General features: G+C 60.8%; 20 protein-coding genes. 10 read left to right on the forward strand and 10 right to left on the reverse strand.

Annotation, left to right across the window (positions count from 1 at the left end; all coding sequences use genetic code 11):
- Window positions 1-165: 165 nt before the first annotated feature.
- From OKW35_RS05700 to OKW35_RS05745, 10 genes are all read left to right on the forward strand, one after another.
- On the forward strand, window positions 166-1,137 hold the full coding sequence (locus OKW35_RS05700; RefSeq protein ID WP_429551450.1) for a glycosyltransferase: 972 nt from the start codon (window positions 166-168) through the stop codon (window positions 1,135-1,137).
- Window positions 1,134-3,320, forward strand: coding sequence for a glycosyltransferase family 2 protein (locus OKW35_RS05705; protein ID WP_429551451.1), 2,187 nt, complete (start codon window positions 1,134-1,136; stop codon window positions 3,318-3,320). The genes OKW35_RS05700 and OKW35_RS05705 overlap by 4 nt, the downstream gene beginning before the upstream one ends.
- Before the next feature lie 97 nt (window positions 3,321-3,417).
- Window positions 3,418-6,081, forward strand: coding sequence for a glycosyltransferase family 4 protein (locus tag OKW35_RS05710; protein WP_429551452.1), 2,664 nt, complete (start codon window positions 3,418-3,420; stop codon window positions 6,079-6,081).
- A complete protein-coding gene (locus tag OKW35_RS05715) occupies window positions 6,078-7,148 on the forward strand; it encodes a glycosyltransferase family 4 protein (protein ID WP_429551453.1) in 1,071 nt (356 codons plus the stop codon). The genes OKW35_RS05710 and OKW35_RS05715 overlap by 4 nt, the downstream gene beginning before the upstream one ends.
- Window positions 7,145-8,128: a glycosyltransferase family 4 protein gene (locus OKW35_RS05720; protein WP_429551454.1), complete on the forward strand. Its 984-nt coding sequence runs from the start codon at window positions 7,145-7,147 to the stop codon at window positions 8,126-8,128. The genes OKW35_RS05715 and OKW35_RS05720 overlap by 4 nt, the downstream gene beginning before the upstream one ends.
- Window position 8,129: 1 nt before the next feature.
- Entirely contained in the window at window positions 8,130-9,206 is a 1,077-nt protein-coding gene (locus tag OKW35_RS05725; RefSeq protein WP_429551455.1) for a glycosyltransferase family 1 protein, read from the forward strand.
- Between the two features lie 3 nt (window positions 9,207-9,209).
- The gene (locus OKW35_RS05730) at window positions 9,210-9,803 is read left to right on the forward strand and encodes a histidine phosphatase family protein (RefSeq protein ID WP_429551456.1); all 594 of its coding nucleotides are present in this window, start codon (window positions 9,210-9,212) and stop codon (window positions 9,801-9,803) included.
- Window positions 9,800-10,678 (forward strand): hypothetical protein, encoded by an 879-nt coding sequence (locus OKW35_RS05735; RefSeq protein WP_429551457.1) that lies wholly within the window; start codon window positions 9,800-9,802, stop codon window positions 10,676-10,678. Before OKW35_RS05730 ends, OKW35_RS05735 begins: the two co-directional genes overlap by 4 nt.
- A 175-nt stretch (window positions 10,679-10,853) precedes the next feature.
- Window positions 10,854-11,582, forward strand: coding sequence for a methyltransferase domain-containing protein (locus tag OKW35_RS05740; protein WP_429551458.1), 729 nt, complete (start codon window positions 10,854-10,856; stop codon window positions 11,580-11,582).
- Between the two features lie 90 nt (window positions 11,583-11,672).
- Entirely contained in the window at window positions 11,673-12,830 is a 1,158-nt protein-coding gene (locus OKW35_RS05745; protein WP_429551459.1) for a methyltransferase domain-containing protein, read from the forward strand.
- Between the two features lie 86 nt (window positions 12,831-12,916).
- Here the strand turns inward: OKW35_RS05745 and OKW35_RS05750 are convergent, their stop codons facing one another.
- From OKW35_RS05750 to OKW35_RS05795, 10 genes are all read right to left on the reverse strand, one after another.
- On the reverse strand, window positions 12,917-16,096 hold the full coding sequence (locus OKW35_RS05750; RefSeq protein WP_429551460.1) for a hypothetical protein: 3,180 nt from the start codon (window positions 16,094-16,096) through the stop codon (window positions 12,917-12,919).
- An 80-nt stretch (window positions 16,097-16,176) separates the two neighbouring features.
- Window positions 16,177-16,986 carry a glycosyltransferase family 2 protein gene (locus OKW35_RS05755; RefSeq protein WP_429551461.1) on the reverse strand — a complete coding sequence of 270 codons (810 nt, stop codon included), beginning with the start codon at window positions 16,984-16,986 and terminating at the stop codon, window positions 16,177-16,179.
- 22 nt (window positions 16,987-17,008) lie between these two features.
- Entirely contained in the window at window positions 17,009-17,365 is a 357-nt protein-coding gene (locus tag OKW35_RS05760) for a multidrug transporter (protein WP_027196874.1), read from the reverse strand.
- Window positions 17,362-18,195, reverse strand: a complete 834-nt coding sequence (locus OKW35_RS05765; protein ID WP_429551462.1) for a sugar phosphate isomerase/epimerase family protein — start codon at window positions 18,193-18,195, stop codon at window positions 17,362-17,364. The genes OKW35_RS05760 and OKW35_RS05765 overlap by 4 nt, the downstream gene beginning before the upstream one ends.
- Window positions 18,192-18,986 (reverse strand): pyridine nucleotide transhydrogenase, encoded by a 795-nt coding sequence (locus OKW35_RS05770; RefSeq protein WP_429551463.1) that lies wholly within the window; start codon window positions 18,984-18,986, stop codon window positions 18,192-18,194. Before OKW35_RS05770 ends, OKW35_RS05765 begins: the two co-directional genes overlap by 4 nt.
- Entirely contained in the window at window positions 18,983-20,122 is a 1,140-nt protein-coding gene (locus OKW35_RS05775) for an FAD-dependent oxidoreductase (RefSeq protein WP_429551464.1), read from the reverse strand. The genes OKW35_RS05770 and OKW35_RS05775 overlap by 4 nt, the downstream gene beginning before the upstream one ends.
- A gap of 19 nt (window positions 20,123-20,141) precedes the next feature.
- Entirely contained in the window at window positions 20,142-21,155 is a 1,014-nt protein-coding gene (locus OKW35_RS05780; protein WP_429551833.1) for a glycosyltransferase, read from the reverse strand.
- A 338-nt stretch (window positions 21,156-21,493) separates the two neighbouring features.
- The gene (locus OKW35_RS05785; protein ID WP_429551465.1) at window positions 21,494-22,612 is read right to left on the reverse strand and encodes a hypothetical protein; all 1,119 of its coding nucleotides are present in this window, start codon (window positions 22,610-22,612) and stop codon (window positions 21,494-21,496) included.
- A gap of 200 nt (window positions 22,613-22,812) precedes the next feature.
- Window positions 22,813-24,282: a hypothetical protein gene (locus OKW35_RS05790; RefSeq protein WP_429551466.1), complete on the reverse strand. Its 1,470-nt coding sequence runs from the start codon at window positions 24,280-24,282 to the stop codon at window positions 22,813-22,815.
- An 80-nt stretch (window positions 24,283-24,362) separates the two neighbouring features.
- A complete protein-coding gene (locus tag OKW35_RS05795; protein ID WP_027196869.1) occupies window positions 24,363-24,761 on the reverse strand; it encodes a GtrA family protein in 399 nt (132 codons plus the stop codon).
- Between the last annotated feature and the right edge of the window lie 44 nt (window positions 24,762-24,805).

Consider the following 24,805-nt stretch of genomic DNA (forward strand, 5'->3'; position numbering starts at 1 on the left):
CGGGCAAGTCCGCGCCTGAAGGCCGCGCAAGCGCGCGGCGAGCATCCACGTGAATGCCCCCGAAACCTGCCGGTCTCGCCGCCACGTTCGCGCGTTACGCGCAGCGGCGTGCCGCGACGTGCTGGTCTGAAGAAAAGAACTGTTTGAGCGACTAGAGTCCCACCTATGAAAGTGCTGTTCGCCACCTACCCGATGGCTTTCCATACCCCCGGCGGCGGAGAAATCCAATTGCTTGCGTATCACAAGCATCTGCCCGCGCATGGCGTCGACGTTACGCTGTTCGATCCGTGGAAGCCGCGTTTTCTAGAACACGACGTGGTGCATTTCTTCTCGTGCGTCGGTGGCTCGGTGCACTTCTGCAACTTCGTCAAGCAACTCGGCTTGCCGCTCGTCGTGTCGTCGAGTCTGTGGGTGACGGAGGAAACCAGGCATCTCTATCCGATCGGCGAGATCCACCATCAGTTCTCTCTCGCGGACCGCGTGGTCGCGAACTCCGAGATCGAATGCGACACGCTCGCTCGCATCTTCGATCTGCCGCGCGAGAAGTTCGCGAGCGTGTTGAACGGCGTCGAACAGAGCTTTTACGAGCCGGTCACGGCGGAGCCGTTTCGCTGTGAATCCGGCATCGAGGGCCGCTTCATCCTGAACATCGGCAACATCGAGCCGCGCAAGAACCAGCTCGCGCTGATCCGGGCGATGAAGTCGTTCCCCGACCTGAAGCTCGTCCTGATCGGCCATCAGCGCGATCCCGAGTATGCGAAGGCATGCTTCGACGAGGGTGGCGCGCAGGTCGTCTACGCCGGCACGCTGCCCCACGATTCGCCGCTGCTGCGCTCCGCCTACGCGGCCTGCGAAGCGTTCGTGCTGCCGAGCACGCTCGAAACGCCGGGGCTCGCCGCACTAGAAGCGCATGCCGCCGGCGCCCGCATCGCGGTGACAAAAGTTGGCTCTACCCAGGAATATTTCGCGCAGCACGTTGCCTACCTGGATCCGTTCGACGTCGACAGCATCACCGGGTCGATTCGCGCGGCGCTCGCGCAACCGCGCGGCGCTGCCGCTGCCCCGACGCGCGATCTGACCTGGAAGGCCGTCCTGTCGCCCTTGAAAGACCTCTACGATTCCCTGCTGACAAAATGAAGAACCTCGTCAAGACCTTCGAACTTCGTCCTCTGAACAACGTCGGGGCTTCCTCGAATCCTGAATTCGCGTGGAAGGCGACCAACAACGATCCGCAGTTCGAACTGACGGGCTCGGAATCGCTATCGAGGTGCGCGGCGCGTGTTTCGTTCGAGCTCAAAACCGACGTGAGCGTCGCGTCGACCTGCATGCTTTACCTCGACGCAGGTTCGGGCATGTCCGAGCACAGCGCGATCGTCCTGCACGTCGACGCTAACGGCAAGGTCGAACAGGATGTGGCGTTCCCGGAACTTGCCGGCCCGGTCCGTTTCGACCCGATCGCTCTGCCGGCCTCGTTCTCCGTGTACGACCTGAAGATCGAACTGCTCGACGAGACGGAATGTTCGCCGGAGTTGCTGGCGCGCGCACGTCGGATGGCGGCGTGGCGTGGCGGTCCGTTGCAGCCCACCGCGCCGATCGTCGGGGAGTCCTATCAGGAATGGCTCGACGCTCACGAGCCGCCGGCTTCCATCTATCCGCAACTGCGCGAACGCTCGAAAATGTTCACGCTGCAGCCGAAGGTCAGCATTCTGATGCCGACGTACAACACGCCGGAGAAATGGCTGCGCAAGGCCCTCGACTCGGTGATCGACCAGGTCTACGAGAACTGGGAAATCTGCGTCGCCGACGACTGCTCGACGAAGCCTGAGATCAGATTCGTGCTTGATGAATACGCGGCCCGCTATCCGGACCAGATCAAGGTCGCCTATCGCACGACGAACGGCCACATCAGCGAATCGAGCAATACCGCGCTCGAGCTGGTGAACGGCGAATTCGTCGGCTTGCTCGACCACGACGACGAACTGCATCCGCTCGCGCTGTACTGCATGGTCGAAATGATCAACGCGCATCCGGACGCGGCGCTGATCTATAGCGACGAAGACAAGGTGTCGGAGGAAGGCGCCCGATCGGAGCCTTACTTCAAATCGGACTTCAACTACGACCTGTTTCTCGGACAGAACATGATCTCGCACTTCGGCGTGTACCGCACGTCGGTGATCAGGGAGATCGGCGGTTTCCGTACCGGCTTCGAAGGCTCGCAGGACTATGATCTCGCGCTGCGCGTGCTCGATTGGGCCGGACCCAACGCGATCTATCACGTGCCGCGTCCGCTCTATCACTGGCGCATCATTCCCGAAAGCACGGCGAGCGGCCATGAAGCCAAACCGTACGCGCATATCGCGGCGATGAAAGCGATCGACGAGCATCTCGCACGCAACCAGATCAACGCGCATGTGATCCACGCACCGGGCACGCACGCGTTCAACAAGGTCGTCTATGCGCTGCCGGACGCGCTGCCTTCGGTCGAAATCATTATCCCGACGCGCGACTCCGCGGATCTGGTCGAACAATGTGTCGAATCGGTGCGCAAGAAGTCCAGCTATCCGAACTTCCGCATCACGATCATCGACAACGGTTCGGTGAAGCAGGAAACGCACGACCTGTTCGCGCGTCTGCAGACGGACGAGCGCATCAAGGTCGTGCGCGACGATTCGCCGTTCAACTACTCGGCGCTGAACAATCGCGTCGCGCTTGCAAGCACGGCGGACTTCGTCTGTCTGATGAACAACGACATCGAAGTAATCAACGCCGACTGGCTCGAAGAAATGGTTTCAGTGGGGTTGCAGAAGGACGTGGGCGCGGTGGGAGCGAAGCTGCTTTACCCCGACGATACGATCCAGCACGCCGGTGTCGTGCTCGGCGTGGGCGGCATCGCAAGTCACGCCCATAAGCACTTCCCCAACACGCTGGCGGGCTATTTCGCGCGCGCGCGTCTGCGCAATGCAATGAGCGCCGTGACGGCGGCCTGTCTGCTGATCCGCCAGTCGATCTACACGGAAGTCGGCGGCCTCGACGAGGATCTGCACGTTGCCTACAACGACATCGATTTCTGCCTGCGCGTGCGCAAGGCCGGCTATCGCAACGTGTTCACGCCCTATGCGGAGCTGTATCACCACGAGTCGGCCACGCGCGGTGCCGAAGACACGCCCGAGAAAATCAGCCGCTTCAGTCAGGAATCGGAACTGGTGCGGCAACGCTGGGGCGATCTCCTGTTGAATGACCCTTGCTACTCGCCGAATCTGACGCTAAACGCGGACGATTTTTCTTTCGCCTGGCCTTCGAGGGTCGCACATCTTGGGTAATCAGTTGAACCGGACAAGCAAAACAGGGTGGCTGGCAGAGTACCGCCACCCGTCGCCGAACGAGCTTTTCTGTCTGCCGAGCGCGATCTACTTTCTGATGAAGTTCAGAGCCGATCTCGCGAGTTTCAGTTCAAAAGCGCTGGACGACCGGATAACGCTTTACTTCTGGTGGGAAATGACCGCGCGGGAGACGTATCCCGACTTTGAATGGGTGCTTCGTCAGGAAGACCTCCAGTATCTGTATCAGCTCGATAACGAGTCGCTGATCCAGCGGCATCCGCGCGCGGTGACCTTCTGGCTTGGCTCGACAGCGCCAAGCGTACTCGATGCGATGCATCTCTCGGAGACCATGCTCACGCGGCAGACGGTGCTCGAAGAGGCCGGACTGCAGTTGCCGAAGCTGGTCAAGATGATCGTCGATACGCGGGAAGACCTGTCGAAAGCTTTCGATCTCGGCACGCTCACCGGCTATCTGAATTGCCTGAACTGGTGGGAAGCGCACGGCCAGCAAGCTTGCCCGAGACTGACGTGGAGTGCGCCCGCCGCATGGCCCAAGCTGCTCGAAACGATCGATGCGTCGGGCACGGTCGCCATGCCCCTGCCTCGCTTTCTTGCACTGATCACCGCCGAGCGGCCCGACCTGCGCGGCGCATTCGACCTGAATTCGTTTTCGGGCCGGTTGTCCTGTCTCGATTGGTGGCAACAGCACGGCTTTCGCGAGTATCCGCGGATCAAATGGTCGCAACCGCCGATCGGCGGTGTCATGCTCGAGCCGGCGGAATCCGCCAGCCCCGAAGCCCCGCGGATTCCCAATTTCCTCGCGCTACTCATCGAGGAGCGGCCGGATCTGCAGGCGACCTTTGGCCCACCGAACTTCACCGGCAGGCTCAGTGCACTGTCATGGTGGCTCGAACACGGACAATTTCAGTACCGGATCATCAAGTGGATACCGCCGGGCATGCCGGAGGCTTTCCAGATGGAATGGGGCTCGCATCCGGACTGGCTGCCCGTGCCGCGGTTCCTGCGGCTGATTCTCGACGAGCGGCCGGATTTGCAGAAGTTCAGCGGGCTGGACAGTTTCATTGGCCGCCTCAACGCGCTGTCGTGGTGGGTCGAGCATGGGCAGCGTCAATACCCGGTCATCCGCTGGGACGCCGGGGCAATGCCCGAGGAGCTGTTCGGCATGGAGCCGGGCGCGCATTGCGCGTTGCCGCTCATTCCGCGCTTCCTGAATCTGATCTGGAACGAGCGGCCCGATCTGCAGGCCGCGTTCGATCTGGACCGCTTCGGCGCACGCCTGAATTACCTGTCGTGGTGGGACCGGGACGGCCAGAACGAATATCACGCGATCAAATGGTCCGCCGTCGGACTCGACGAAGCCCTCGCTCGCATGGACGACGAGGATGTGCCTCGCGGGTCGCTGCTGCCGCGTTTCCTCGACATGATCGCCAGCGAGCGCCCCGACCTGCAAGCCGCGTACAACATTGACACCGAGGCCGGCCGGGAGCAGCTCGTACGCTGGTGGAATGAGTTCGGCGATCACGAGTATCCCCTTCTCGAGTCGCTGAAGGTCGACTGGTCCATCAGCACCGCTCCGGCAAGATCGGCCGAACCGCCTCGCTACCACGCGCATGTCGAACATGAATACGACTACGGTGTGAACGTCGTCGGCTTCCCGCAAGGGGTGCTGGGTCTCGGTGAAGATGCGCGCATGGCCGCGCGCGTTCTGCAGATGAACTCGACGCCCGTGACGCTTATCAACGCACCCATGGCTGGGCCCGCCAAGCTCGATTCGTCGGTCGATCACCTGCTGAGCGACGAGTTGAAGTACCGCATCAGCCTGTTCTGTCTGCCGGCTCCGGAAATGGTGCGTCTCGCGCTGGAAGGCGGCCGCAAGCTGATCGACGCGCCCACCCACAAGATCGGCGCGTGGCCGTGGGAATTGCCCCACTGGCCTGGCGCGTTCGGCAAGGTGCATCAGATGGTCGACGAGATCTGGGCGCAGAGCAAGTTCGTCCAGAGCGTCTACAGCCGACTCGGCGACACGCCCGTCTATCGCATGCCGATGGCGGTCGACGTGCCCGCGCCGCTCGATCCAGAGCGGGCGCGCTTCGGCCTGCCGTCGAACGAGTTTCTGTTCTACCTGATGTTCGACGGCAATTCGTGGCTGAGCCGCAAAAACCCGCTCGCCGGCGTGCAGGCGTTCAAGCAGGCGTTCGGCGACAGCTCGCCCGGCGTTGGGCTCGTCATCAAGGCGATGAACGTGCGCGACGACGATTCGGTGTGGCGTGCCGTCTGTGACATGGCCTCTGGCGACAGCCGTATCCATATCGTCTCCGAGCGCCTGAGCCGACAGGACTCGATCGACTTCATGGCCTGCTGCGACGCCTATATTTCACTGCATCGCAGCGAAGGGTTCGGACGCGTGATTGCCGAAGCGATGGTGTTGGGCCAGCCTGTGGTCGTCACGAACTTTTCCGGCAACGTCGACTTCTGCGAACCCGGGACCGCCTTCCTCGTGGATGGCGATCTGGTCCCGCTGCGCCCCGGCGACTACCTGTTTCCCGAAGGCCAATACTGGTGCGACCCGGACGTATCGCTCGCGGCCGAGCAGTTGCAGCGCGTGATAGACGACACCCCGCTGCGCGAACGCATCGCGCAGGCGGGCCGCGATCGCATTGTTCGCGACTATTCGGTCGAAGCGGTCGCGCGCGCGTACGCGCAGCGGCTGGCCGAAATCAAGGGGGGGAAGAGCAGATGACGCTGCGCGTATATGCTACGGACATTTTCTCTGGCGACGCGGTGGGCAATCACTGTCTGGGGCTTGCGCGGACGGCTTCGCGCCTCGGCCTCGACGTTGAGCTCTATGCCCGGTTCTTCGACGTGAGCACGGCGGGCGTCAAGCCGTTGGAGGAACTGTTTACCAGTGTGACCGAAAACGACGTAGTGCTGCTGTCCTACTCTATTTTCGACCCCTATCTCGACAAGCTACTCGCGCTGAACTGCCGGGAAACAATCTGTTATTTCCACGGTGTAACCGACCCGATGCTGTTGCGCGAACTCGAACCGCCCACCGCGAAGTTGTGCGAGCAGGCGCTCGCGCAATTACCGTCGCTCGCGGGCTTCGATACCATCATAGCGAATTCGCATTGCACCGCCGCGAGTCTCGCCGGTGCGCTGGATGTCCAGGCGGTAAAGGTCGTTCCGCCGGTGTTTGCCGACATGCCGGTCTTCAAACGCGAAATCGACCCGGACATCGAGGGTCCGCGCACTCCCAATCTGTTGATGGTTGGCCGCGTCGTCCCGCATAAACGTATCGAAGACGGCATCAGCATCCTCGCGTTGCTGAAAGAACACGAGTTCGATGCGACGCTCAGCATTGTCGGCAGTTCGCCGAATTACGACTACCTGAAGCTCCTCATCAATCACGCGCGGCGGCTCGCTGTGCTGGAGCGCGTCGATTTCAAGGGAATGCTCGACGACGCGGACCTGTTCGAGTGCTATGAAACCACCGATGCGCTGCTCGCGACCAGCCGTCACGAAGGCTTCTGCGTGCCGGTCCTCGAAGCGATGCGTTTCGGCAAGCCTGTCTTCGTCCGCGGCGGCACCGCGGCCGAAGAAATCAGCCCAACGGACTGCGTATTCCCTGCCAATGCGGATCTATCCGCGTGGGCGTCGGCCATTGCGAGACGCCTCGGCAAATCCACCGCACGCGGCCGCAGCGATCCGGCGTATGTCGCGCATGCCGATGAAGTACTTCAGCGCGCAAGCGATGCCGTCTGGCGAGAACTGCTTGCCAACGCCGACGTACTGCGGAGAAAAGCATGACCGGACTCAAATTCATTCTGACGACTTACAGCACCGCTTTCACCGTAAGCGGCGGCGGCGAATCGGAACTTGTCCAGGTCGCGGAGATCCTGAAAGCATCCTGTGTCCATACCGACATCTATGGCATTGGCAGCCGTCCGCTCAGCTTCTACGACGGCGTGATTCACTTCTCCGTGCACGCCGACGGTCACGCGATACTGCGCGAAGCCGCAATCAGAAACAAGCGCATCTTCCTGTGGCCCAACGTCTGGTGGCTCGGCCCGATCCCGGCCAGCGAAGTCGCGCGTATCGAAGACATCACGCGAATCGCCCACAAACTGTTGTTCAAGTCCCGGGCGGAACTCGAGAACTTCACGCAATACATCCGCGTACCGGCGGAGAAAATCGAAATCATGCCGACATGCGTGTCGAACCGTTTTCTCGCGCAGCCCGACAAGGATCTGCTGTCGACGGTGTCGAACAGTACGGATTTCGCGCTTTGCCTCGGACTGATCGAACCCATCAAGAATCAGCTGCAGACGATTCGCGCGCTGAATGAACTCAAGCTGGACGGTCTCTTCGTCGGCGGCGCGCGCGACGACGACTACTATCGGCAATGCGTGGCGGAAGCGCATTCAGGCATCACCTTCCTTCCGTTCATCCAGCCCTGCAGCGCGCTGCTGCGTTCGATCATCGCCAATTGCAGCGTGATGGCCGAACCGAGCATCGATCCGCCGGGCCGATCGAGCCTCGAAGGCGCGATCATGCAGAAACCCCTTGCGATGTCCGACGGTCCCTGGCAACGCGAGCACTTCGAAGACGGCGTCTGGTACGCGTCGGCGGATTCCGTGGACGAGATCGCCGCGGCGATCTCCGGCGCGATCAACGACCCCGGCCGCGACGCCAAAGTGGCCGCCACCTACGAGCGCGTGATGACGCGCCATTCAGCTTCCATCATCGGTCCGCAAATCGCTGCAGTGTTAGCACGGGAAAGTGTTTGAAATGTCGAAGATTCCGCGTCTACTGGTTGTTCAGCGAATCTCGCTATCTCACGACAGATTGATGTCGCGGTCGATTGCCGCGCGTTTTGGCCCGTTGCTGACCTACATGGCCCATCACGGCATGCTCGAATGGGAAGAAATCGTCGAGAGCGACGTGACGGTCGGACAGTTGCGCCGCTTCGACGCGGTACTGTTCAACAAGCACAGTTCGAACCGCGCGACCGATGTCATGCGTATGGCCAACGACCTCGGGCTGCGCACCATCTACGACATGGACGACTGGATCATCGACCTGCCGATGTACAGCGTCACCGACCTGAACGATGACTTGCTCGCCAATATCACGTGGTTGATCCGTCAGGCATCCATCGCCACGGTGTCGAACGAAACGCTGCGCAACAAGCTACGCAAGATCAGGGCGTCGGTCGTGGTCATTCCGAATGGCTTCGATCACGAGTCCCTTCCATCCGCGCCATCGGGTTGGCACGAATCGACGCCGCCGAGAATCCTCTTTTCCAACACCGACGGCATCAAGCTGGTGCAGTTCAGAAAGCAGTTCTTCAAAGTCATCATCGAGTTCCTCGAGCGGCATCCGGACGTCGTTTTCGAATTCTGGGGCGACGGCTTTCCCGAGATGTCGAGTATTCCGCGCCTCGTTTCCAAAGGCTTTCTGGAAAACGCCGCATACAAGGCAGCGATTCGCGATTCAGGCTATCTGTTCTCGGTTGTCCCGCTGGGTGCCCGGGAAGATCCCGAAACGCTCTTCTTCAACAGCTGCAAGTCGTGCATCAAGTACATCGACTACGGTAGCCTGGGCATCCCGGGCATATACTCGCGCTCTCCTGTGTACGAAGAGGCGGTCACGCATGGCGCCACCGGGCTGCTCGTCAACAACACCGCGGAAGAATGGGCCAGCGCGATGGAAACGATGTACCAGGACCGGCAACTGCGCGATTCGACGCGACTCAACGCGTACGTCGATACGCATGAACGCTTCGGGCTCGCGGGTCCCGCGAAGACCTTCCTCGAACTGGTGACAGGCGAAAGCCCGGCATCCACGCAAACCACCCAGAATTAAGTCATGGATCTCTTGCTGATCAGACACGGCCAGTCCGAAGCCAATGCCAAAGGGCTGCTAATTTCGACGGACAAAGACGGGCTCACCGAATTTGGCAAGACCCAGTCGCTCAACCTTGCCGCGACGCTCGAACGCTTTGCGTTCCAGCCGTCGAAGATCTACTGCAGCCCGTGGGCACGCGCGCGTCAAACCGCCGAACTCCTGTTCAGCCCCGCGCAACCCATGACGTTCGACGCGAGGCTTGCGGAAACGCACCCCGGCATCTACGGATCGTGGCTCGAAGCGGATTTCAACCGGGCCTTCCCGGACTTCAACCGGAACATCCGCAATCGCTACGAAAACGGCGAATCGCATCTGGACATGGCTGAGCGCGTGCAGGCGTGGGTCGAAGCCGCGGTCAAACCCGAGGCGCACAATAGCGGCCTGATCGCCGCCGTCGCGCACGGCGGCCCGATCAGCGTGGTGCTGCAATATCTGCTTGGCGTGCCGATCGAGACGCACTATCCGAGCTTCACCGTGCCGAACGCATCGTTCACGTACCTGAAGTGGCGCGCGGACCTGAACCGCTACTGCCTCGAACGGGCAGGCCACGTATGAGCAAAACTGTTGCAATATTCGAGCCGATCTATTCGCCGGATCAGACACTGACCTGCGCGGCGTTCCTGCCGCTCGTGCGCGCCGACAATGCGCGTCCCGAATGGCGCGAGTTCAAGATCCTGACCGACTTGTACCGTACGGGCGAGCATCTGCGTCACGACTTCACCGGTCTTTTTTCGCCCAAGTTCACGCTCAAAGCGAAGATTCCGGGTGCCGCGTTCCTCGAGTTCGCGCAACGCCACGGCGAATCCGACATCTGCTTCATCAATCCCTTTCCGCAACTCACGTACTGGTCGTATAACGTCTGGATGCAGGGAGAACTGGCGCACCCCGGCCTCGTGCGGGCAGCGCAGGCGTTGCTCGATGCGAGCGGCGTGGACATCGCGATTCGCGATACGCCGCGACATGGCCCAGAATCGCTGGCGTACTGCAACTTCTGGGTAGGATCGCAACGATTCTGGAAAGAGTATGTCGGCGGGACGTTGCTGCCGATTGCCGATTTTCTCGAAGCCAACCCGTCGCACGAGGCGGCGCTGGGCGTGATGACGGATACGCTGCATACGGACCCGGCACCGTTTCTGCCGTTTATTATCGAGCGATTGTTCAGCACGTATATTTCGCTGCACCCCGAACTACCCCGCTCGGCCTATGCATTCAATGTTGAGGAGGTCCGCGGCTACTGCATCAACGATTTTGAAAAGTTGCTGTTCTCCCGCATGCGGGAGAGAATCGACGCGGCGGACGCGTCAGGCGTCTTCGACGCGGTGCTGATCGATCAGATGGACACCGTCTGTGCGCTATGGCAGCAGCATTTCTTCGACTTCTATGCGACCCGGCCGCATCCTCATACCGGGCAACCCGTTCAACAACCGTGATCGACCGTCCGTACGCGGCAAGCAGGTCGCGCGCAACGTTAGTGTAGGTTTTCTCCAGTAGAATTGTGCGCGGATTCCGTTGGCAGCCAAGCCGCGCGGCTGCCGCTAGCTGTCTCTCATTCCATGTAAAACGCCCTTGCGCAAGCGGGGCTCACTACGATCGAAGCGAGGTACCATGCAGCCGGCACCCATCCATCCGCATGACGACATGTTTCATGGATCAACCGGCCACTATGCGTCGGTCGGAACCCAGATGGCGGATATGGTTTCTCATGCTGTCGAACTGGCGGGGTCCGATTCACCCACCGCGCTTGAACTGCCATGTGGTTACGGACGGGTCACGCGCCACCTCGCCTCGCGATTGCAACCCGGCAACGTACATGTCGCCGACATCATGGCACCCGCCGTCGATTTCTGTGTGCAGACATTCGGTGTAACGGGCTACACCATCGTCGATCCGGTTTATGAATTCCGGAATGTGCCCAATTCGTTTTTCGATGTCGCGGCACTCGGCTCGCTGATCACTCATCTGTCCGGACGGAATGCCCGTACGGTCATGCAACATTTCTTCGAAAAACTGAAACCCAGTGGTGTTGCGGTTGTCACCACCCACGGTGCCCGTTCGCGTGAGATTTTGGAATCGGCGGATTGCTACCAGGTCGGAGAAAGCGCGCGCGCTCATCTGCTCAACAGCTACGACGCAGGCCAGTACGGGTTCGTCAACTACATGCCCGACCATTCGCTGGAAGCGAAAACCGTGGATTACGTCGGCGATAGTTACGGCATCGCCCTGATTCCGCATAACTGGGTCAGCGATGTTTGCGCCGAGAACAACCTCGCCGTACTCGAATATCGTCCGGGCGGGTGGGACAATCATCAGGACGTCTTTTTTATTTCGCGTTAACGAAGTTATTACCGATCAACGGGAAACCCGGTAAAAATTCGAAGTTCTTGTGCAGTTGCGACTTGCCAGTCGAATTCGACATAAGGGGGCATGATGCGGACGGAAGACAGCGGTCGTGAACTGCGCCGCAAACGTTTGTTGTCCGGACTCGATATTTCGGGCAGTACTGGCGTGGAAATTGGTGCGCTCTGCTGGCCGCTCGTGCGGCGCAGCGATGGTGGAACGATCATTTACGTCGATCACACCGACACTGGGCATCTACGGCAGAAGTACCGGGACGACCCTCATGTCGTGATCGACGAGATTGTCGACGTAGACGCGATCTGGGGTGAAAACACGCTGCATGAGGCGATTGGCGGCCGGTACGTCGACTACGTCGTCGCGTCACACGTTGTCGAGCACGTCCCGGATCTCGTGACCTGGCTGCGTGAGCTGGGCGCCGTGCTCAAACCCACTGGCGAAGTCCGGCTGGTGGTTCCCGACAGGCGCTTTACGTTCGACTACTTTCGCCGCGAGAGCCGCCTGCCCGAAGTGCTGGCGAGCTACGTCGAACGCGCCCGCGCCCCTCGCCCCTATTCTCTCCTCGACTATTGCCTGAACGCCGCAGACGTCAGCACTGTCGAAGCCTGGCAAAAGCGCATCGATCGTCCGTCGGCGAGGTTGCATCACAATTCCGAAGGCGCGATCCACCTCGCTCGCGATGCGTACGAGAACGGTTCGTACCACGATGTGCATTGCTGGGTTTTCACACCGAGATCGTTCGCGGAACTGATGGGCGACCTTTGTCAGCTCGGGCTGCTCGATTTTGCGTGCGAGCATTTCCGCGACACGGCGAAAAACGATCTGGAATTTTCGGTCGTTCTCAGACGCTCTCACGACAAAGGCTACATAGCCGAAAGCTGGCAGAGAATGTGGCACGCGGCCAGCACTGCGACACCTGGCGTGCCGTTCTGGCGAGTCCGCCGGAAGCTCGCCATGCTAGGCGCGACGGGGGGCGTGCAGACCGCATCCGGCCAGCGCACGACAGGACAGCCTAGTGACCTCGACGCTGTCGTACCGCTCGTGTTCCCACCCGGTTTCGTCGCCGCCGACTATCTCGCCATGAACCACGATGTGCGCGACGCAGGTGCCGATCCAGTCGTCCACTACAGGCACTATGGTTGGCACGAAGGACGTCCGATTCGACCGCCAGCGTCATCCGCGCTGGTCGAGGATGCTCATCCGCCTGCCGCCGTTGCCGCGAAGTGACGGCCGTGTCCGGCTAGATCTTTCTTCGCCCGGACGCTGCAGATCCGCGCGATCGGCAGCGTCGTAGCGCGTCGGCGGATGCGCGCTTAGCGGAAGATATTGCGCTGATACAGCGCGATGTTCCTGATGCCGAATGCACCGCACGTGTTCGGGTCGACAAGGTTCAATTGCAAACCGTGGACCCGTTCGAGCGTGAGCCACCGAGGATAGGCCTCCAGCGGGACGATCAGCACGCCGTCGTCAGCGGTGAAGGTCAGGTTCGCCGCCGCAGCCGATTGCTGATCGCCCCACCATGCCAGTCTCAATCGCGGCGCCGCGCGGCGGCCCATGCATGAAAATTCGAAACGAAGCAGACCGGCGTTGTGACCGGAGACGCCGAGCGCGGACAGATCGAAGCTCAATTGCGGATTGCCGCCCGTCACCTTGTACGTGCCTGACTCCTGGCTCAGATCGTGTAGCGTGGGCGTCACCCCGTCGAGCGCGGCAACGCGGGTCATTTTCTTCGCCAGCGATCGGTCGGAACGTCCCCAGGCCACGGGGATCTCGCCCAGTTCCTGCGTCGAGAAAGCCATGTCTTGCAGCGTCAAACGATACTCCGCCTGCTGAGCCGGCTCGAGCGTCACATCGATCACGCCGGGATAACCCGCCTTCGTGGCGTCGAGCATGGCGCCGTCGAGCCAGATCGCCTGCTCTTCCAGGGACAGCTTCACGACTTTGCGCACCTCGCCGTCGGGCAAACGGACTTGCGTGCCTGGCGCGAACGCGGACATCGGCGTGCCGGGCCCGAGCCGCAACGCAACTTCGCTTCGGCTTACGCCCCGGTCCCACTTGTCATCGGTCTGGTTTTTCAATCCGACCGTCAGATGCTGGCCCTGTCCGTCGGCGAACGCCTGCGTGCTGAAGCCGAGAATGATGCCGTCCGACCATACCGGCGTGTAGTGATCCATCACGAAGCGGTACAGCACCGGGTCTCTCAACGCGAGGCCGCCGCCGTCATACACGATGTTGTCCGCCGCCAGCAGCGCAACCTTCGGCACATCGCGCGACAGGCTCTCGACCGCGCGCTGCTGCTGTTGAAGCGGAGCCATGTTGTAGGCCGCGGTCACCGGCATCGTAATCGGCCGGCCGAAATAGAACGTCTGCGCGTTGTGCGACGTCAGATCGAGGTAGCCAACGCCGCGCGGCAGCTTGTTGTCGAGCAACGTATTGAGCTTCACGAGCCGCGCCCATTGTTCGTCCAGCACCATCGCGCGCCCTACGTTGGGCATCCCCTCGCCCGCGCCGACCTTCAGCGGCGCGATGGGAATATACGACGCCGCCGCGGCCACCACATTGGAGAAATCGAGCGGCGTGTAATTCAATGCCGCGCACATCCCCGCGATGAGTACGGTCAATGCCACGCGATTGAACCTGAGATTCGAGTGCCATGCAACGACCGGAATGAGCACCGACCAGCCAAAAATGGCCGCGAGACCCGCACGTGACATGTCGGCTGGATCGATACGCCCCATCGAATAGGGTGTCAGCAACAGCGCGAACAGCATCACAACAAGCGCGGGCAGGAACGTCACGTCCCGGGTCGCACGATTTCGGATGCCGGAATAAACCATCATCAAACCGAATGCCGGCGCGGCGAGCCACAACATTCTTATCGCTTCGAAGACGAGGCCGGACTTCGGGCTACCCGGTCTCCAACTGACCGACCAGGGAATACCGTAGGCGACCTGGTTGATCGGACCGTTTTCGAGCACATACCGGATCGCGCCAAACAACATGGCGACCAACGGGGTGACCAACGCGAGCACCGCCAGCACCACGCACGCTGCGACGAGCAACTTCCAGTCTTCGCGCTCGCCGCCTCGCCACAACCGCCACACCGCTTCCAGCGCCAATACGCCGGACGCGGCGGCAAGCAGCAGCCCCGCCGGGGGCACGCCCAGCACGACGATCGGCGCGGTGACGAGCCATACCGCGAGCCAGCGCGCGGGCCTCGCCCGCAGCGCGCCGCTGAACCACAGGCACATGAACGGCGTGAAAAACAGAAAGGCCGCTCTACCGCCAATGAAGAAGGTCGAAACCATCGCGAGACCGAGGCTTCCCGAAAACTCGAAAAGCGCCAGAAAGGCGACCAGAGCCAATAGTGTCGAGCTCAGCCGGGTCGCCTCGAAGATGCTGGATGCGGTCCCGTCATAGAACAAGACCGATAGCAGCCCGGGTAAATCGTCCTCCATGAACCCGTGAGGGGACAGATAACCCACATAAGGAATCACGCCGTGCAGGTACGACCACCACCCGACCAGGGTCTGCCCGAACTCGTAATCGTTCGGCGAAATGGACGGGCCGATCGTGCTGCCAGCCTTGAACGCGATCAGCAACGCGAACAAAGCGAGCGGCGAGAACAGCACCTTGTAGTTCTGCCCGCCTTGCCGGCGATATCCTGCATAGCGACGCAAGACATCGGCCATGCCGGCAACCACCAGCACCACCACGAGAGCCTTCAGCGCCCACGTTGTCGAGTACTTGTCCAGCGATCCGTCCGGAAGCGCAAAACGCGCCGGATACAACGTCAGGAAAAAGAGCGGCAACCCGAGCTGGCCGAGCGCGATACTTCCAGGCAAAGCGCGCAATACGCGCCGGGGCGTGAAAGCCGAGGCCAATACCGCCAGAAACAGCACGCACATGAGCTGGTTCAATACCCTCTCGTAGCTCGCAAGTTCGATATGCCCGACGAAGCCGACCGGCGCGCGACCCAGCGCAAGTGCGATTTCGAGCGGCGCGAGCGCGATCAGGAACGCCGAGAACAGGCTCAGGCTCGTCATCCACGGCGACACGCGCTCGGACCTGTCCGCCTGCATCCACGCCGTCACGCCGAGAATCAGCACTCCTGCCGCGGAAATAAACTGGATCGTCGAGTCTATCGACGAGCCGATCAGCAGTCCCGCGATCGCCACGACGGACGGAACGGACCACCACAGCAACTGTTCCGCGAGATCCCGCGCATGCGAGGACTGCGTCCGATCACGCTTGAGCCTTCCAATCTGCGCCGACAGGAATGCGCCGCCAGCCAGCAGCACGCCGAGAAAAAACAGCGGTGAGAAAATGTCCTGGAACTTCGTTCCAGCACTCCACGTAATGCTGCCAACAATAAAGTCGCCGTAGGTCGGCGCAAACGTCATGCGCAGGCCGATTGCGAGCGCGGCCGCGGCCAGGCCGGCCGACGCCACCACCACGCCCGTTTTTTCTGTGTTTGTTAGTTGGTTAGGCATTGAACGTCTCTTTTACTTCGAAGGATCAGGCCCGCGCGGCGGCTACCTTGGCGCGGACGCCCCACGCGGACATCTTCACATCACGCCGGGTTATAGGCTCCGAAGCACGCCTTGAACAGCACTTGCAACACCGACAGATTGCCCTTCACGCTGCTGATCTTGGTCGGCACTTCCCCCTTCGGGTAACGCCGCGTCGTCGCCACTTCCAGGCAGAGATAACCGAGCTTCGGCGCGCGATACGACAGATACGCAAGCAACTCGTACGTCGAGAACACCTCCCGGAACGGCGCGACTTTCGGATCGAGCAGCATCTTGCGGCTATAGGCGCGAAAGCCCTGTGTCGTATCGGTCCAGTGAAAACCGGAAAAGAGGCTCAGCATCGGCGCGTGAATCAGCCGGATAGCCAGATCGCGCGACTTCGGCGTGTTCTCCGCAACGCCGCCCGACAGGTAGCGGGATGCCTGCACGAAATCCACACCGCGCTTCAACTCATCGATGAAACGCGGGATCGCATCGGGATCGTCCTTGTCGTTGCCGTCGATCGTGACGATGCCTTCATATCCCTGATCGAGCGCGAACGCATAGGCGCAGCGCAATTGCGCACTCAGCTTGCCGGGCCCGGTCTTCAGCACGAGCGTATGGACGCCCCTGCTCTTCAGGAATTCGAGGTCGAGGGAGCCGTCGGTGCTGCCGCCGTCGACGATGATCACGTCCGCCATGCCGGCAATGTCGAGCGCCGCCATCCGTTCGAGCAGATTGCGGATGCGCGCGCCCTCGTTGATCACCGGAATCACGACGCACCACGCGCCGCGCGGCTCCGAGGTCATCTGAATCTTGAAAGCGGGAACCTGCCACGCCGCGCGGATTTGTTGAGGGATGTCGACTTTCATTGAGGTGTGTGATCCTTTCAATTCACCCTACGCGGGCAGTAATAAGTGCAACGCCTGCGATGATGAACAGGATCCCCGCACCGACGGTCCACGGAAAAGGCTCACGAAATATCACGACCGACAACACCGCCACGCTCGCAATGGCACCGGCGGTCAACACCGGCTGCGCGACGTTCAGCGGCAATCGGCTGAGCGCCGCCGCATACAGCAGAAAAGCCGCGCCGTACAGCGCGAGGCCGAGCCAGAACGGCCCGTTCTTGAGCGCACCGATCGGATCGGCCAGACTCGGGAAGCGCCGCGGCGGCATCATCGCGATCTTGACCAGCACGCTGGCGGATGCATTCGACGCAATGCCCAGCACCAGAATCAGCCACTTCATGCGCGCACTCCCCCGTCGACGCGATAGCAGCGAACCGCCTCGGCGACGGCGCGCCGAACCGCATCCATCGCCGAGCCGGATTTCGGCGCCAGCATTTCGATCGACACCACCTGCTCGGGCAACAGGTCCGCCAGCACTTCGGACACCGCGCGGTGATTCGTGCCGCCCTCGCCGAGGGTGACAAGATCCGGTTCACTCGCGTGCACGTGGCCGATCAGGTGAGCATATTGCGTGACGATTTCACGCGGGGTTTCCTCGTTGATCGTGAGCGCGCCCGTATCGAGCTGCATGCGGATCGCCGGATGCGCGACCGCCGACACGACCGCCGCGGTATCGCGGCTATTGGTCATGAAGTTGGCGCCGTAGCGTGGCGGATTGGGTTCGAGGCAGATGAACACCCGTTGCTCCGCGGCGAGGTCGCCGAGGCGGCGGAAGAACGCTACCGCGATCTCGTGCGCGGCATCGTCGGTGAGGCCGGTGCGGTCGCGATTACGCGGCGAGCCGAACACGAGCCGCGTCGCGCCCAGACCCGCGCCGACGCGGCACACCGCGCGCAAATGGTCCAGCATCGCCTGTTGCGATTCAGCCGTCCCGAACAGATTCAGTCCGGTGGTGCTGAATAGCAGCGACTGCATGCCGGTGATCGAGATGCCGCGCTCGGCCCACCACGCGCGTACGCGCGCGATATCGTCGGCGCGGGCGGTCTTCAGGTCTGGAAAATACTTGCTGGGCGCGACGTCGATCGCATCGACGCGGTGCTGAGCGAGAATGTCGGCGACCTGCTGATCGTCGGCGATTTCCCACGCGATATTCGAAATGGCGATTCTCATGCGTTCTCCGCCGATCCGGTTGCAGATTTCAGCGGCTCGGACTGCGCATACGCGCGCACCGCCTGAATGGTTTCGCGCTTGCTGTACTGATACGAACCCGTGCCCCCAAAGAGCCCCGCATGTACGGTGCGAAAGTCGTAGCTCGCGGGATGCGCGACCGTATGCTGCTCGAACGGCTTGCCGAAACCCGCCTCGGAAACCTCCGCCACGGTGACGGGCGCGGCGCTCAAATGCACGAGCTTCAGGCCCGCCGCCAGCGCGATCTCGATGTCATGCCACAGATTCACCATCGGATAGAACTGGAACGAGCCACGGCTATCGATCGCGTTGATGTTGTTGTCGTTCAGGAAATCGAAGATCACGTTCTTGCGCAGCCCCGGCCCGACGAGGCCCGGCAGACGTACAATCAGATGATCCGAAAAACGCGTCTCGACGAATTTCTCCAGCAGGCGCCGGTGCAGGCCATAGGCATGCAGGCCGTCCTCTTTCACCTGCGTGTTCTCGTCGACGCCGAGCGGATCGCGAAACACGTCGACCGTGCTGATCAGCACGAACCGCTTGCACTGAACCGTGGACAGATGATCGATCAGCCCTTCGATCTTCTCGCGATCCGCCTCGGGTTGCGCATTCGCGATCCACTTCTGCGCGGGCGCGCCCGCGCAGACCACGAGATCGAACGACCTGCCGCGAATCTGTGCGATATCGATGGAGCGGAATTGCGCGTCGAAATGTTTTTGCTTCAGCAGGGTCGAGCCGACAAAGCCCGTATAGCCGATCAGTGCATCGTTCATATGCCTGTTCCCAATACCGTATGTGCATGCGAAGCGGACACGAAGGTCTCCGCATCCAGCTTCTCGAGCACGTCGTAGATGTTGTCGATCTTGCCGCCGAGGATCGAGTAGAGCCCGCTCGACGCGGGGTGCTGCTCGAACAATATCGGCCGGCCGTCGTCGCCTTCGTTTTTCACGAGCACCGTCTTGACCTCGAACAGCGAGTCGGCGTACCGCGCATCATAAACCGCGGGAAAGTAGCGCCCCACGTCCCGGACCATGCGCTCGACGCGGCTCTCGCGTTCGTAGCCGCTCAATCTTTGGTACGGGTCGTCACCCGGCGCATCCATCCAGCTTGAATGCGGCGTATAGCGCACATGCGACAGCGTATGAAGACCACGCGCCGGAAACGGCATCATCGAGAAGAACGGACCGTCCATTACCGTGACGCCCAGCCCGCGCAGTGGCGGCGGAGCCTCGACGAGCGCCATTTCGGTGATCTCGTGCTTCAGCTTCGTCTGCGTGCCGCGAAAGTCGCCGCCGAACTGATTCAGGCCGCTATACGTGCAATTAAAAACGTACCTTGCGTGCAAAGCCGTGTGGTACGCGTCGTCGCATTCGAGCACAAAGCCTTCGCTTTGCCGATAAATGCGCTCGACGCGCGTACCGAGCCTCACGTCGACGTCGAGTTCGGCGAGTTCCTGCCGTGCCCAGTCGGCGAGCTTCGTGGAATCGAACGCGTACTCTTCGACCAGAAACACCTGCTCGATCAGGCGCGGCTCGAACAGCTCGCGAACTGCGCGCGGAGCCGGTTGGAGGCTCGCACCGATTTCCTGGCAAAAGCGCTCGAACTGCCGTGCCGTGACTTTGGAATTGCGCCGCGCGATCGCGTAGACCTTCGTGAAGTCGCGCTTCACGACATCCGGAAAATCGCGCACGAAACGCGGCAGATTCACGCGGCTGCGAAAAGCGGTCGTGAAGCTGCGTGGATAGTGATAACCGTTGTGGACGCGCGCCTGATTGTTGTATGAGGCGCGCACGAGCAACGCTGGCTCGCGCTCGATCAATGTCACGGTTTTCAGGCCACGCTGCTTCTTCAGGTAGATCGCAATCGCCGTTCCGTAGAAGCCTCCACCGATGACCACAGCATCTTGCATATGCAATCCTCCCGTTCGTTCAGGAGGAATGCAGCGAGTCGTCCACATCCGCGCGATGAGGCTCGGGCAATCCGACGTCTTCGATATTGAGTTTCTGACGGCGCGTCATCACGCTGCTCGTGAACTCCTGCGCGACGTGGTAGAGCGGTCCTTCGTTACTGAGCCGCGCCATTTGCAGGATGTACTCGCCGAGCACCAGTAGCACCAGCGAAATCAGAAAGAACATGCCGGATTGTTGCAGCGACAGCGTCACCCAGCCTGGCGCGACATTCGATTTCAGCAGGCCGACCGCGATCACATAGACCGAGTAAACGAGGTTTGACACCGCGCCGAACAGCGATAACGCGGTGACCAGACGCATCGGCGCCTTCGTCGTCGAGACGAGCAGGCGGATGCCGCGATCGATGCTGTGCAACAGACGTTTCGCGTGCGCGGCCTTCGGCGGCGTGCTGTAGGTCAGATACGCGCGCGCGAAGCCGCCGGTGGCCGGAAGATAGCGATAGGTCACCGCGGGCATCGGATGCTGCAGCATGAAGTTGATCACGCGTTTGCTGAGCAGGCGGTACTGCGGCGCATCCTTCGCCAGGTGCACGCCGTTGGACCATTTGTACAAAGCGTTGAACACGCCAAGACAGGTGCGATAAGCCCAGCTTTGCACGGGCTTCTGTTCGTTGGCGGCGAACACGACGTCCGCGCCGCTCGCGGCCTTGTCGAGCATGGTCGGCAGAAAGCGGATGTCGTCGACGAGAGGGTCGACCACTGCGACGAAATCTCCAAGTGCGTTTTCGAGGCCTACCCATGAGGCCGTGTCCGAATCGACCTCCTTGGTCAGCGCGTACACCTGCAGATTCGGCAACCCGCGCTCGCTCGCGAGCTGCTTGAGCACGGCGACGCTGTCGTCGTCGGACGCGTTATCGACGACGATCAGCTCGTAATCGCTCACGAGCGTGCTCGTGACCGAAGCCGCGTCCTTCAGGATGGCTTCGAGATCGCGCGCCTGATTGCGAACGACAAATACGACGGACAAAAACACCGGGAAAAACACTACCTGCCCCCTTGGCAATGACTTCAGACCCGCGCGCCACCGCTTCGCGCATGTGGCGCGCGGATCTCGCGCCGCACGTTCGAACGGCAAGGATCGACAACTGCGCGGGCACGCGGCACGAACTGCGCCGGAAAACGGCTACCCGCCGCGCGCGAGCCAGAAAAAATCGAGTCCAACTATGCCGTTACCGGCTATTTATCGCAAGTTCCCTTTCAAATCGAAAGAATGGCCACCGGCACGCTGATACTCCGTCGTCCGCGCGCGCTGCGCATATCCGACGCCGACCCGCGAACAAGGCTCTGCTTCGCTCGCGCGCCACCGCAGCGTCATCGCGCACCCGGGATTTGCGCGGTCCAGCTCGGCGCGACCTTCAGCATGTATCCAGCGCTCTCGCGCGTAACCTCCCACATCGGCCATTCGGATGCGGAAAAACGCGTGGCGCTGGCGAGCAATATCACAATGACGAGCGCGCCAGCCAATATTCTCGATAGCTTTGACGTCGTGGTGGCGGCTGAAAGCAACGCCGACCAGAAAGAGAACAACAAGGCCGGATAGACATAGCGGGCGCCGAAGCCGTACCACGCCATATGCACGCCCTCAGGATTCGTCCGCGCGGAGCCAAGCAACCAGATAATAAGCGCCATTGGGGCGAGCAGCAGACACGCCCAAACAGCCCGCGACCTCGCCGTGACGAACACCAATGCCACGGCGAGGATCAGACCGCCAACGAGCGGCGCGCCGTCCGGAGACGGAAGCAGGTCGCAGAACAGATCGCGAATCATGCGGGCGCCGTAATTCCAGACGCTCGGCGATGCGCCGAAATCAAGCGGCGGAGAGGCGTTCGTCGCAATCGCATAGACCTGCCCCGCCACGCCTGCAACGTACGCGACGAGAAAGCGGATCTGACGGCGCGAAAGCGGTCCGCGCCGGCAAGCGTAAATGGTCGCCAGCACGGCGGACCCGAACGTGATGATCCCAAATGGCCCGGTCAGTGCAATCGCGGCAACCGCAAGCGAACGAACGCCATACCAGGATTCAGCTGGATCGAACAGGTTTTCCCACAGAAGAACGATCAGCGTCGGGAAAAGTATCCATTGGATATTCGTAATGTTCAGCAAAACCTCGCCCGTCTGAGGAACCAGCAACGGCGCAAGCGCGAGAAGAGCGGCGACCGGACGTGAGAAATTTCGAAACGCGCAGGCCATGTAGGCGCTCGACACAGCCGTGATCAACGCACACGCCCATGCGAAGAAGTACGGAGCTTTCTCGATGGGTGTCGATTTCATTTGCAGCCACGCAACAAGGCGCGGCACGAAATGCCAATAGCCGGAATAGGCCCGTACAAACGACCCGATTCCCAGTTCGCGTGCTTGCGCGACAAAGATCGTCGCATCTTCGGCCCACAGAAAACCTCGCTCGATGCGCTCCGGCGCGCGGTACCACATGAGCAGAAAAGCACAAAAAAATACCAGCAACGGAAATAAACAGTCCTTCTCTCGACGCATACAAGTATCTGGTTATGTCTTCAGACGAAGATATGAAACAAGGAAAAGCGGACGGTCCCCAAGTCGAGTTGGCCACTCTCAGATCAAGGTATAGGGAGCCACCCGGACGGACGTCGCTTCGTCGCGAACCTGGGCCGGCTCTATGATGTGCGCGGATCTTTCGCGCACATCTGGATCCGCTTCGGGGTCCCCGCCGCATCGCTGCGCTTCAGCAGGCGATAACCGTCGAAATTGAAAGCCTCCACGGGCGCATAGGCCTCACTACTGAGCAGGCAATTCGCACTCGCCTCGAAACTCCAGAGCGGCTGATGCACCACAATGTAATCCGGGCTGTATCTCGTGAGCCACGAGTAAACATCCCCGCGAGCGATGTAGTCTGCGTTGTAGCGGTTGGTCAGACCGAGAATGTCGATAACGTAGCGCTCGGAATACCATCCAATTGTTCCGATCTCGACGGTCGCCACCACGGCATTGCCCGGTGTGTTGGCCTTTAGCCATTCACCGATGTTCTTATACGCTTCCATCGGACCGCGACGGACGTTCGACAGATTGAAGCTATGGTAAAAGAATCCGCCCGCCGCAATAAAGAACGCACAAAACAATGCAAGAAAAGCGATGTTTTTCCGGGCGCGCTGATAGGTCAACTCGAGTATCTTCCACACCCCCGTGCCAACGAACAGCAAACCGAAGAAGAAGAACGGCGCATAGTACCAGTGGTAATTCGGAATATGCAGAAATACATAAAACGAGCCTAGCAGCAACAGATAGAAGATGACGAGCCACACCATCCTTTTGCCAAATGCCGATAGCACGCCAACCAGACCAACCGGCAGCATGAACCAGAGCAACCGGGAATCGCCTCCGAAAAACGCGCCCTTCATGTACTGCACGTGGAGAAAAATCAGCCCCTCTCCCCATAATCCCGACTTGCCCTGTCCCAGCTTCGCACTACCCGTAGCCGGAAGAAAGGCACCATAGTAGTAATAGTTGAACAGGAAATTGGCCGCGAGCAAAATGAGTGGCGCGACAAAATATCCGGCGCGCGGCAGCCTTCTGTTTTTGACAACGTAGTCCGCAATTAGCACAGCGCCCAGGAACACGCCTTCGGTGCGTGTCATGAAAAGCAAGCCAAGAACCACACCGAGGCCGAAAAACTGCTGCCGGCGGTAGAGTATCAACGCGAGTGCCGACAGGAACAGAAACAACGAAGTCTCCATCCCGAACGTCGTGTAGAAGTAATTGAACGACACGACGGCCAATGCGCACAGCGTCTTCTCATACTTCCCGGTCGCGAGCACATGGGCTCCGGCGATCGCAGCGGCGCACAGAAACACGAACGACAGAAAAATCGTCGTGTATTGCAGATTTCCCGTCACCGCGTTAGCCGCGATCAACAGGTAGGAATACAACGGCGACGTCAGGCCGTTGAAGCGGTCGCCGGCGTTGTAGGTCAGGCCGTTTCCGTCAAACAGATTGCGCAGGTACCGCAGATAAATCAGCGCGTCATCCAGCTGGAAATCGCGCGCCCGCCATGACAGATAGCCGCCGACGGCAATGGTAACCAGAAGCAGAAGCGCATTCTCTGAAAGATACTGTCTGAATCGTTGCATGCCCGTGGGCCAATAAGGTTTTGAGTGAGCGCATTCAGCCGCGGTTGCGCGACCTCTAACTTGTCAGGGCGTTGCCCCAATCAGGCAAAAACAAACTTCTTGTCGAGCCGATACTTGACGACGTAACCGATCACCAGTCCAACCACGCCGCCCATCAACCGCGCAGGCTCGGAATGATAGATCGCATCGGCGCCGAATTCGAAACCCCAAAAAATCGCCGTCGTGGCCAGCCCCATCACCGTGTACAGCAGAAAACTCCTGACGCCGTGCGACAGATCGCGATGTCGGTATCGAAAGATCCAGACTTTATCAAGCGCGAACTTTACCACCAGCCCGACCCCGGTCCCGACGAACACGGACAGCGGCACGCTGAACGCGCCGGAATAGGCCATCACGGAAAGCTTCTGAAAACCGATATTGGCGAGAATCGAAAGTCCCGCGAATAGTGCATAGAAAATAACGAGGCGCGACGCGCTCATCGGAGTTGCTGGTGTGCTCACGAAAGGGACCACCCTGTCAGGGA

Source organism: Paraburkholderia sp. MM5477-R1 (genome assembly GCF_050436385.1).
GTDB lineage: Bacteria > Pseudomonadota > Gammaproteobacteria > Burkholderiales > Burkholderiaceae > Paraburkholderia > Paraburkholderia tuberum.